Below are 12,110 nucleotides of genomic sequence, written 5' to 3'. Positions count from 1 at the left end.
CAAATTTACATCCCTAGAAAAGATAGCTTAAAATCGATATAAAAAATCTGTGAAAACCTACCTCCGGTAGGCAGGTCTGTTTCCTTTTCTGTGTAAAACTTGCCTGACGGCAGTCAGGTCTGTGGGAACTTTAAGAAAATAATCCCGAATCAACTTTTGGGAATCCTTAACTTCAACCCATGAACTGGTTTATACCCTTCGAAATCCCGACTTCTGCCCATCCAATCGCTCACAATTCTAAAATCCTGAGCATGGGTTCCTGTTTTGCTCAGACGATTGGTCAAAAGATGCTCGACGCCAAATTCGATGTGCTTGTCAATCCATTCGGGACGATTTTCCATCCATTGAATCTATCTGATTTGTTGGATCATGCGCTTTTTAATGATCCCTTGGATGAAGAAGGAATTCTGGAAATGGATGGGCTTTTTCTTCATTATTCCACGCATTCAGATGTGATTGGAAAGACTCCCGAGGATTTAAAAGAAACCTACGATAAAAGGCTAAAACTTACCAAAACATACCTCGAATCTGGAACCCACCTTATTTTGACTTTAGGTACAGCTTGGATATATGAGCACGAGTCTTTTGGGAGAGTTGCCAATTGCCACAAGCAGCCCCAAAAACTATTCAAGAAATCTCTTTCATCATTGCAAGAAATGGAAATGGGTCTTTGGAGTGTATTGGATAATTTCTCCCGAGTCTATCCGAACTTAAAAATCATCCTTACCCTCAGTCCAGTTCGTCACATCAAAGACGGAATCCCGGAGAATCAATTGAGTAAAAGCATACTTCGCGTTCTTTGCGCCAATTTGGAGCGGCGAATGGAATCTGTGAGCTATTTTCCAGCCTATGAGATTATGATGGATGAATTGAGGGATTATCGTTTTTATAAAACCGATAGAATTCATCCAACCGAGGAGGCAGAAAACTACATTTGGGAAAAGTGGAAAAGTGCAGTTTTTTCCTCAGAAACTCAATCCAAGGTCGCCGAAATTCAAAAAGTCCAGCTTGAACTTGCCCATCGACCTTTCAATCCGGAAAGCACTTCCCATCAGAAATTCCTTCAAAACTTACTGGCCAAACTGGAACGATTGAACGGGGAATTTGATTTTTCAAAGGAAATAGAGTTAACTAAGCAGATGCTGTATTAAAAAGGACTGATGGTGTCAGCCTGATCTTTCGACTCCGCTCAGGATGACAGGAGTCGAAGGCCGATTATAATGAATAAAATCGTATTTCGACTTCCCACTACGGCGGGCAAGCTGCTCAATGTGACAAACAGAAGTTATTCCACAGCATCTCACAAATTTCCCTAAGCCTCCAAGGGATTCGAAACCCTTGGAGGGTAACCTTTCAATTTTGCAATCTTCCAATTTTTCAATCCCATGAATCGCCTCCTCCATTCCCAATCCCCCTACCTCCTTCAGCACGCGCACAATCCCGTTGACTGGTTTCCATGGGGGCCGGAAGCTTTGGGAAAAGCGGAAACTGAAAACAAACCCATTATTGTCTCCATTGGCTACTCGGCCTGCCATTGGTGTCATGTGATGGAGCGGGAAAGTTTCGAAGATCAAGTCACTGCTGATCTGATGAATGAGCACTTTGTTTGCATCAAGATCGATCGTGAAGAGCGTCCGGATATTGACAATATTTACATGGATGCAGTACAGGCGATGGGATTGCAGGGAGGATGGCCGCTGAATGTCTTCTTGATGCCAAATCAAAAACCGTTTTACGGAGGAACCTATTTCCCGAATCTGAAATGGAAGCAACTTCTTTCCAATATTGCTGATGCTTACGTGCATCATTCAGATCAACTGGCTGAAAGTGCGGAGGGATTCGGTAGAAGTCTAAACCGAAAAGAAACCGAGAAATACGGTATTTCAGCTGGAAATGCAGATTTGGATGCGGATGATTTGGTGGAAATCGTAGCCAAACTCAGTGCTCAGTTTGATCCGGAATGGGGCGGAATGAATCGAATTCCAAAATTCCCGATGCCTGCGATCTGGGATTTTTTGTTGGATTATGCCTTGCTGAGTAAGAATGAGGATTTGAAGGAAAAAGTCTTTTTCACTCTACGAAAAATCGGAATGGGCGGAATTTACGATCAACTCCGAGGTGGATTTGCAAGGTATTCAGTCGACGGAGAATGGTTTGCACCGCACTTTGAAAAGATGCTTTATGACAATGGGCAATTGCTCGAACTCTTTGCAAAAGCCTTTCAGGTAAGTAGAGATCCTTTCTTCTTTGAAAAAGTAACCGAAACGGTCAATTGGCTGGAAGCAGAAATGCTACAGGAAGAAGGTGGATTTCACTCTGCCCAAGATGCGGACAGCGAAGGTGTAGAGGGGAAATTCTACACTTGGACTTATAAAGAATTGGCGGAAATAATCCCAAATGAAATCCCTTGGTTGAGCAAACTTTACAACCTCAAACCCAATGGTAATTGGGAAGAAGAAGTCAATATTCTGTTCCAAACTCAGAATTATGAAGAAGTTGCAGACGAGTTTGGAATGACTGAAAAAGCGCTTTTGGAAAAGCTTAATCAAGTCAAGGCTCAACTTCTTGAAGTCAGAAACCAACGAATCTATCCAGGGAAAGACGACAAAGTTTTGGCCGGCTGGAACGGACTGATGAGTGCAGGATTAATCCAGGCTTTTTATGCAACCGGAGAAAAGCGAATGCTTGACCTAGCCATGAAAAACTTGGACTACATCAAAGAAAAGATGATGGTAGGTGGTGTTTTACATCGTGCTTACAAAAATGGTCAAGCCTATACTCCTGCATTTCTGGAAGATTATGCGGCTGTGATTCGGGTGAGTTTAATGGGCTTTGAGGCAAGTGGAAAGTCTGAGTGGCTGGACTTTGCACAGCAATTGACGGATTTCTGCATCACAGAATTTTACGATGAAAGTGATGGTTTCTTCTTTTTCAATAATCCAAAAGCTGAAAAACTCATTGCCAACAAAAAGGAACTTTTTGACAATGTAATTCCTGCGTCCAACTCGATCATGGCCAGAAACCTTCATCGACTTTCACTTTTTACTTACCAAGAAAAATATGCGGAAATAGCCTCAAAAATGCTTGGTGGCATGAAGGACTTAATCATTAAAGAACCCGGTTTCCTTTGCAATTGGGCACATTTCTATTTGGAAAGCTTGGTGCCGACTGCCGAAATCGGAATAGTGGGAAAAGGCGCAGAACTGAAAGCCAAAGAAATTCAATCGTCCTATTTCCCGAATCTAATTGTCGGCTGGTCAGAAACTTTGACACAAACTGCCCCAATTCTACAGGGCAAAACTCCCGATTCCAGCGGAAATGCTTTAATTTATGTTTGCTTCGATCACGCCTGCCAAAAGCCTGTGAGTACTTTAGAAGAAGCAGAATCTCAATTACCATATTTAGCCTGATTTGGTGGAAAGTCTGTTTGGAGATCATGAATTTTTAGGAAAAGACAGCGGGAATAATTTCGCAGATATCATCCTGCCCGTCCCGATCCCGCGAATGTTTACTTACAAAATCCCCACAAATCTGAAATCTCAGATTCAGATCGGTTCGAGGGTAATGGTGCAGTTTGGAAAGAAAAAAGTCCTGACTGGAATTATTGGCAAGGTTCACAACAAACCTCCACAGGCTTATGAGTCCAAGCCTATATTGGATGTATTGGAAATCGAACCCAGCGTCAACCCGCTTCAAATCCGGTTTTGGGTGTGGATGGCTGAGTATTATTGCTGCCACATCGGTGAGGTGATGCATGCGGCGGTTCCTTCGGGGTTGCGACTTTCGAGTGAGAGTAAGATTCAACTCAACCCGAATTTTGACAGGGAGGAAAGTAAGTATCCCTTGGATTTTCGTGAGGAAAAGATCTTGGAAGCTTTGGAGAAAACCGAGGAAATCAGCTACGAAGACTGCGAAAAGATCCTTGGAGTAAAGACCATTCACCCGATCCTAAAAAGTCTTGTTGCCAAAGAAGCAATTTTGGTGTATGAGAAAGTTTTGGAAAAATACACACCAAAAGTTGAAACCCGAATTCGGTTAACAGGCGAAATTGCCTCTAATAAAACCGCCTTGGAAGCAGTTTTTGCAGGAGTTCAGGGCAAACCCAAGCAGGAATCCATTCTTCTGAAATACTTGCGGGACATTCCTGTTTTTCAAAAACCTCAGCTGAATGAAAAAGGAGTAGATAAAGCCACATTACTGGAAGAAGGGGATTCTGAAAGTTCGCTCAAAACACTGATCAAAAACGGGATTTTCGAATCCTTCAAAGTCGTAGTAAATCGGCTACCTGAGGAAGAACCTGAGAAAGAGCCTGCTCAACTTTCGACCACACAGCAGGCAGCTTTCGACGAGATCAAAACACATTATGAAAGCAAGCAAACAGTTCTGTTGCATGGCGTGACGGGAAGTGGCAAGACCGAAATCTACATCCAACTCATTCGTGAAGTGATGGACAGCGGTTCTCAGGTGCTTTTGCTTCTACCCGAAATCGCACTCACCACTCAAATCGTCAGCCGACTGAAAAAAGTCTTTGGCTCCCAAATGGGTGTGTATCATTCCAAGTATTCCGACAACGAACGGGTTGAGGTTTGGAATGGCGTTCTGAGTGGAAGATTTTCTTTTGTGGTTGGCGTACGTTCCTCGATTTTCTTACCATTCGACAGCCTAGGGATGATTATCATCGATGAGGAACACGAACCGAGTTACAAGCAATTTGATCCCGCACCGAGATTCCATGCCCGAGATGCTGCGACGATGCTGGCCTATTTTCATCAAGCGAAAACGCTTTTAGGTTCGGCGACACCCTCATTCGAATCCTTTTTCAATGCCAATCAAGGCAAATACGGCTATGTGGAAATTACCCATCGCTTTGGATATGCCACGATGCCTCAATATCACTTAGCAGATTTAGCTGCGGATCGAAAGAAAAACTTGCTCAAACTGGACTCCACCCGCATGATGCGGGAAAAAATCCAAGCAGCTTTGGACAAGCAAGAGCAAGTTTTAATCTTCCAAAATCGTCGTGGCTACTCCCCTTACATTCAGTGTGAGGATTGTGGTTGGACAGGACAATGCGTGCAATGCGATGTGAGTTTGACTTATCATCAGTTTGCCGAGGAAATGCGCTGCCACTATTGTGGATACAAGGAAAAAGTACCTCAATCCTGCCCTGCTTGCGGAAGTACGCAATTGACTACCATGGGAATGGGAACCGAGCGGATCGAGGAATCGCTGAGTTTGCTTTTCCCAGAAGCTCGAATGGGAAGGATGGATCTCGACACGACCCGAAATAAATATGGTTATCAGCGGCTTTTGGATGAGTTTGGAGCGGGCCAAATCGATATTTTGGTTGGCACACAGATGATCACCAAGGGCCTGGATTTTGGGAAAGTGACCGTGGTGGGGATTTGGGATGGAGATCGGATTTTGAATTTCCCCGATTTCCGATCCGGCGAGCGAGCGTACCAGCAAATCACTCAAGTTGCAGGTCGTGCGGGGAGAAGAGAGGTGCAAGGTCAGGTGATCATTCAAAGTAGGAATCCTGACAATGATTTATATGAAAAAGTGATAAAGGGCGATTACTTCGAATTTTTCCGTCAGGAAATGTTTGACCGCAAGAAATTTTACTATCCGCCTTATGTAAAATTAATGAAAATCACTACAAGGCATTCTGACTTCAAAGTCTCCGAAAAAGCCGCGCATGCCCTGCATCGTGAGATGGCGAATATTGCAGTGAAAAAGATTGTGCTAGGACCAGAGAAAGGGATCATTGCACGAATCAAGAATCAATTTCAATTTGAAAGCCTGATCAAACTGGATCGAAGCGGAAATACCCAAACTGTTTTCAAGGACAGCCTTGCAAAAATTTTAGAGGATCTTCATTCCCGACCTGAGTTTCGATCGGTGAGGTGGATTGTGGATGTGGATCCCTCGTAGAAAGTTGAATTGGTTAATTGGTTAAATAACCAACTGTTGAATTGTTTAGAGGTTGAATTGTTCAAGGTTCAAAAGGACTTCGTTGTAATCTTGAACTGATAAATTTAGGTGTTGAATTGCTGAACTCTGCTCCTCAGGATTTGCAATCGCGAGGTCGGTTCATAGAATTTTTAATCCGAAAACATGTATTCCGCCCCGGTTTGTGCCTGACTGTCCGGAGGCAGGTCTCCACAAACCGGCAGCCTTAGAGCTTCAAAATTGCAATCCTTGAGAACGAAATAATATGGCTAAAGCCCCATGAAATTCAAATTTCAGGAGTAGCAGAAAACAAAGACAATCAACCACTTAATTATTATATTTCTGAATTTATACGAATAATTGGATATTCATGCGCATATAATGAAAAAGAAGCTAAACATCACAATCGAAGAAAATCTTCTCGAGAAAATTAAATTATATGCAGAGGAGCGAGAAACCAGTGTTTCAAATTTGGTTCAGGAGCATTTTGAGACTTTGATTAAACCTCCAGCTACCCTTCCAAATGGTATGACCTTAGTCGAATACATGAAGTCCTTGCCTAAGTCAAAAATTGAATTTCCTGAAGGAATGGACTGGAAAGATGAGTATTATAGAGCTAAAGCAAAAAAGTGGGGTTATGAAGATCTTCTTTGATGTGAATGTAATTCTTGATTTTTTTCTGGAAAGAAGTCCAAAGCAAGATATTATAAATACAACTTTTCAAAACTTAGATGAGGGCAAAATCAATGGATTTATCACTTTGTCTGTGATCCAAACTTGCTCCTATTACCTTCAACAAGCCAAAGGAACGCAAGTAACCAAAGAAATTGTGGGAGTTATTTGTAAGCGATTTCAAATTCTAGATGGTTCAAAAAATAACGTATTAAGAGCAATCGAATCCGATTTTGAGGATATCGAAGATGCAATTCATTATTTCATTTAAAAATATCCCAATACGTAAAAAATCCTGCTTCAGGAGAAGCAGGATAACAGCTAATGAAAACCTTCGAGTACGCCGCGGCGCACTCAAAGGATTAACGCCTCCCACAAAATCTCCACCGGATGCTTGGCTTTTCGGCCAGTGCCATCTGCAATCTGATGCCTACAAGATGTCCCTGGCGCAGCAATAATGGTTTCAGCCTCTGCATTTCTCACAGCCGGAAATAGCACCAACTCACCTATTTGCTGGGAAACTTCGTAATGCTCTTTTTCATATCCAAAACTTCCCGCCATCCCACAGCATCCACTGGGAATAGTTTCAACAGAATAATTTACCGGAAGTGAAAGAAGCTTCTGTGTCCAATTCAGCGATGACAAGGCCTTCTGATGGCAATGTCCGTGAAGTTTAATTTTTTGAGGTTGCGTGGTGAATGATTCCGCTTTGATATTCCCAGCTGCCACTTCCTGACCTAGAAATTCATCAATCAACTTGACGTGAAACTTGAGTTTCTTCGCAGCTTCTACCAAGTCCGCACTCACAATCCGAGGATATTCATCGCGGAAACTCAAAATAGCCGAGGGTTCCAAACCAATCAGCGGTGTATTTCCATCGATGAGTTTGTCGAAAATCCTCACATTAGCATCTGCATGCTTTTTGGCTTTCTCCAACAATCCCTTGGAAAGTGAAGATCGACCACTTTCTTCGTGATCCAGGATTTTGACTTCGTAGCCTAGTTTTTTTAGGAGAGAAATTGCTTTGATTCCGATTTGAGTATCGTTGTGATTAGTGAATTCATCCACAAAGAAATAAACCGACTTGATCGTTTTCTCCGGACCTGCCAAACTCGCATAATTCTTTTTATACCATTTCCTCAAACTTGTTGAGCTGATTTCTGGCAGATTCCGCTGAGGAGCGACTTTGAGAAAAGATTTCATCAGACCGCCTGTGAAGGAATTTCCAAGAAAAAAATTAGCAATCCCAGGAACGATCGACCCCAACTCATTCAGTTCATTGATATAGGCAAAAGCCTTTGATCGAAGCGGAACTCCATTCGTTTTTTGGTATTGGTAAAGAAACTCAGCTTTCATACTGGACATGTCCACGTTGGATGGACACTCGGCAGTACAGCCTTTACAACTTAGGCAGAGATCCAAGGCTTCCTTGATTTCCGGATGATCAAAGGCGTTTTCTTTGTTGTCCAAGGTCAAAAACTCCCGAAGTGTATTAGCTCGGCCTCGGGTAGTATCCCGCTCATTTCTCGTCGCCATGAAGGAAGGGCACATTGTGCCCTCTGAACCCGGAAGTTTGCGGCAATCACCTGAACCATTGCACTTTTCGGCCAATCGAAGAATTCCCCCTGCAGCAGAAAAGTCAAAAACAGTTTTATGCTCTGGAGTTTTCACTTCTGACTCATAGCGCAAAAACTTGTTCATCGGAGCGGCATCCACGATTTTGCCCGGATTGAAAATGTTTTTAGGATCCCAAGTGTATTTGATTCGACGAAAAAGCTCGTAATTTTTCTCACCAACCATTAGAGGAATGAAAGCAGCACGAACACGCCCATCTCCATGTTCCCCAGAAAGTGAACCTTGATATTTCTTTACAAGCTTTGCCGAAGCGAGAGAAATCTGATAAAACTCCTCCACATCCTCCGCTTTCTTCAAATTCAAAATCGGGCGAAGGTGAATCTCCCCAGCACCTGCATGTGCATAATGAACGGGCTTTTGGTTGAAGCCTTCCATCATGGCATCCACTTCATCAATATAATCTGCCAAGTCCTCAATATCCACAGCGGTGTCCTCAATGCAGGCCACTGCTTTAGGATCACCCGCAATGTTTCCCAGCAGACCCAAACCAGCAGCTCGAAGTGACCACGCAGAGGCAACTCGCTCAGGTTCGATGATCGGATAAGCGTAGCCATAACCTCCTAATTTCAGATCAGCCACAAGGGCCTCGCCTTTTGCCATGGCTTGTTCCAAAGTTTTACCTCGGAATTCGATCATGAGAATCGCTTCCGGATCACCTTCGACGAAGTATCGGTTTTTAGAATATTCGATGCTTTCCTTGGTGCAGTCGAGGATGATTTTATCCATCAACTCCACCGCAGTCGCAGGATGCCTCATGGCAACTTGGGCGGATTTCATGCTTTCATGAATACTGATAAAATGCGCCGCAACCACTATTTCCACCGGATCAGGAAGCGGGTCAAGGCTGATTTTGATTTCAGTGGTAAAGGCTAAAGTTCCCTCCGACCCTGCCAAGAGCTTACAGAAATTGAATTTTTCGGTTCCTTCAAAAAGCTCCGCTTTCAGAAGTTCATCCACGGCATAGCCTGTATTTCGGCGATGAATTGACTTTTTTGGGAATTGAGCATGAATTTCGGCTCGATTTTCAGGATTGTTAAGTTCGTCAAATGCTTGGCGATACAGCTGTCCTTCAAGATCTCGTTGACCACACTTTCTATCAAATTCGTCTTGGGATATTTCTCCAAAAACCACTTTATTTCCATCACTGAGAATCGTGTTTAGAGAAATCACTTTATCCCGAGTTACACCATAGACTATGGAAGTGGTGCCCGAAGAATTATTCCCGACCATTCCACCAATCATCGCCCGGTTGGCGGTTGAAGTGATCGGGCTGAAAAATAATCCGTGTGGCTTCAGGAAGCGATTCAATTCATCGCGAACCACTCCAGGCTGCACTCTGACCCAACGCTCATCCTTATTAAATTCAAGGATTTGGGTGAAATGCTTAGAAACGTCCACCACAATGCCATTTCCCACACATTGACCCGCAAGGGAAGTTCCAGCTGTCCGTGGTATCAGCGAAGTGCCATGTTCAGTAGCAAAATGAATCAGTTTCTGAATGTCTTCCTCTGACTTAGGAAAAGCCACGGCCAAAGGCATCTCCCGATACACGGAAGCATCGGTGGCGTACAAGGTTTTGGTCAAGGAATCAACATGAAGATTTCCATCCAATTGGGTAGAAAGACGCTCCAATAAAGGCAATAGGTTTGGGTCATCTGAAAGCATGGTCAAAAATAGCTTTATGAGTCCGATAAGAGAAATCAGATTGAAATTAAAATGTTCAAATATCAATGATCAAACCCAATGATCAAGGAAAACTCACTTGAAAATTGAACATTGCACATTGAATTTGAAAATTACCCCTTTCCCCCCTTTCTTTGCCCAAAATCAAATCCCATGTTCTTCTACCTCTCACAGTTTCTGAGTTTTTTGGCGATGCCGCTGACAATTGTGATGATATTGATTTTGCTTGGGGCGGTCTACTTTCACAGAAAATGGGGTAAAAGATGCCTTTGGACTGGAATAGGACTATTGATTTTTTTTACCAATCCATTTCTTTCCAATCTGGCTTTATTGGCTTGGGAACCGGAATTCAAATCATTTGATAAAATCGAAAATCACGAGATCGGAATCGTCCTCACCGGGGTCACCAACCTCAGCAAAACAGCCACCGACCGAACTTTTTTCAACAAAGGGGCCGACCGAATCACTCACGCTCTGCAACTCTACCGTATGGGAAAAATCCAGAAAATCCTCATTACAGGCGGTCAAGGGCTAAATCCTGTAAATCCTCAGTCTGAAGCAGAATTGCTTCAGCGGTTTTTGATCATGACCGGAATGCCAGAATCGGATATTCTGATCGAGGATCAAAGTAAAAACACCGCTCAAAACGCCCAGTTTACTAAGGATTTTCTTGTGCAAAAGGGCATTCCCACCGATCAGGAATTTCTACTGATCACCTCTGCTTTTCACATGCCACGCTCCAAAGGATGCTTTGAAAAAGTCGGTCTGAAAACGGAAACTTTTCCCACGGATTATTATTCTCATGACCTGAAATACGATATTCCCGCATTGATTTTTCCTAACGCAGACTCCATCTCCAATTGGCACAAACTGGTGAAGGAATGGATTGGGATAGCGATGTATAAGGTAGTGGGATATATGTGAGACATTTTGTCTTGAAAAATAATTAAAATTGCGTACTTTGCGCAACGTACTTTACGCAACGCAATTCACGTAAATTCATCTCAAATGAAGGCTCCATTTAACCCCTTTGTGATCAACTCCTATCAAGGAAAAGCTTACTTCTGTGATCGGGAGGAAGAATTGAAAGACCTTTTTGATCACATTAAAAACGATAGAAATATCGTACTGTACGCCTGGAGGAGATTAGGGAAATCAGCCCTTACTTTAAGGCTATTTGAAGAGCTGGAGGAATCCAATCAATTCGAAACCATCTACATTGACTTTCTAGCAACTCAAAATCTGGAAGAAGCTATCAAAGCGATTGCATCTGCAGTCTATGATAAATATGGGAAAACCGCCTCTGGAATCGGCTCCACTTTGCAAAAACTACTGGCGTCTTTAGGTGCTACCTTGAATTTTAATCCATTCACTGGATTGCCTGAAATCTCCGTTTCTGTACGCCAACCAGAGAAAGCTTCAGAATCACTCCGATCGCTGGGAGATTTTTTGAAAACAAGAAAAAAACGAATTGTTCTTGCAATTGACGAATTTCAACAAATCGGAGAGTTCGAAAACCAGCAAGCAGAGGCCGTTTTTCGAACTTGGGTACAGCAGATTCCTGAAGTTAGATTCATTTTCAGCGGTAGCCATAGATCCATGATGGAAGCTATGTTTACTGAGACAAAGCGCCCATTTTACCAAAGTGCACAGCTGGAATACCTCAGTCCGATTGACCTCAAAGTCTATTCAGCATTTATCCAAAACCATTTTTCACATGCCAAAAAAGAAATCTCAGAAGAGCTGATACAAAAGATATACACGTGGGGCCGAGGTCAGACTTACACGATCCAATTAATTTGCAATCAATTATTTGCCAATTATACAAAAGTTAAAGAAGAAGACATCCAAACTGTATTTTCACAGATTCTAGACCAGCAAAAGGGAATATTTGCCAATTTCCAAAAGATCCTCACACGCACACAATGGACAGTATTCAAAGCAATTGCGAAGGAGGAACCACTGAATAACCCTTTTTCAAAGGACTTCATTGGAAAACATGATTTGGGTGCAGCAAGCTCAATCCGAACTGCACTCAAGGCATTGGAAAAACAAGAATTGGTTATTTACGACGAAGGGGCATATTTCGTGCATGACGTGCAGTTGGCAAGGTGGCTAGCTTCTCTTTAATTGTAGTCAACCGACACATCGTTTTTCCACACGAAAGT

At 42.9% G+C, this 12,110-nt stretch carries 8 protein-coding genes; 7 read left to right on the top strand and 1 reads right to left on the bottom strand.

The genetic code is table 11. The features are described 5' to 3' along the window. The first annotated feature begins 179 nt into the window (after positions 1-179). The 5 genes from ACK4HU_RS07355 (at position 180) to ACK4HU_RS07335 (ending at position 6,895) form a co-directional block, all read left to right on the top strand. Entirely contained in the window at positions 180-1,151 is a 972-nt protein-coding gene (locus ACK4HU_RS07355) for a GSCFA domain-containing protein (RefSeq protein ID WP_409804915.1), read from the top strand. A gap of 234 nt (positions 1,152-1,385) precedes the next feature. Beyond that, entirely contained in the window at positions 1,386-3,410 is a 2,025-nt protein-coding gene (locus tag ACK4HU_RS07350; RefSeq protein ID WP_409804913.1) for a thioredoxin domain-containing protein, read from the top strand. 4 nt (positions 3,411-3,414) lie between these two features. After that, the gene (gene priA, locus ACK4HU_RS07345) at positions 3,415-5,934 is read left to right on the top strand and encodes a primosomal protein N' (protein WP_409804910.1); all 2,520 of its coding nucleotides are present in this window, start codon (positions 3,415-3,417) and stop codon (positions 5,932-5,934) included. Between the two features lie 399 nt (positions 5,935-6,333). After that, the gene (locus ACK4HU_RS07340) at positions 6,334-6,606 is read left to right on the top strand and encodes a DUF6364 family protein (RefSeq protein ID WP_409804908.1); all 273 of its coding nucleotides are present in this window, start codon (positions 6,334-6,336) and stop codon (positions 6,604-6,606) included. Continuing rightward, on the top strand, positions 6,590-6,895 hold the full coding sequence (locus tag ACK4HU_RS07335) for a type II toxin-antitoxin system VapC family toxin (protein WP_409804905.1): 306 nt from the start codon (positions 6,590-6,592) through the stop codon (positions 6,893-6,895). Before ACK4HU_RS07340 ends, ACK4HU_RS07335 begins: the two co-directional genes overlap by 17 nt. Before the next feature lie 83 nt (positions 6,896-6,978). Here the strand turns inward: ACK4HU_RS07335 and ACK4HU_RS07330 are convergent, their stop codons facing one another. Further along, positions 6,979-9,924: an FAD-binding and (Fe-S)-binding domain-containing protein gene (locus ACK4HU_RS07330; RefSeq protein ID WP_409804903.1), complete on the bottom strand. Its 2,946-nt coding sequence runs from the start codon at positions 9,922-9,924 to the stop codon at positions 6,979-6,981. A 171-nt stretch (positions 9,925-10,095) separates the two neighbouring features. Here ACK4HU_RS07330 and ACK4HU_RS07325 point away from each other — a divergent pair, with 171 nt between their 5' ends. Beyond that, complete coding sequence (locus ACK4HU_RS07325) at positions 10,096-10,866, top strand: YdcF family protein (protein ID WP_409804900.1); 771 nt, start codon at positions 10,096-10,098, stop codon at positions 10,864-10,866. Positions 10,867-10,950: 84 nt separating this feature from the next. Next, complete coding sequence (locus ACK4HU_RS07320) at positions 10,951-12,072, top strand: AAA family ATPase (protein WP_409804898.1); 1,122 nt, start codon at positions 10,951-10,953, stop codon at positions 12,070-12,072. Positions 12,073-12,110 lie beyond the last annotated feature (38 nt).

The organism is Algoriphagus sp. (assembly GCF_046296635.1).
Taxonomy (GTDB): domain Bacteria; phylum Bacteroidota; class Bacteroidia; order Cytophagales; family Cyclobacteriaceae; genus Algoriphagus.
Note: the sequence above shows the minus strand (reverse complement) of the source record. Positions and strands in the feature narration are given on the sequence as shown.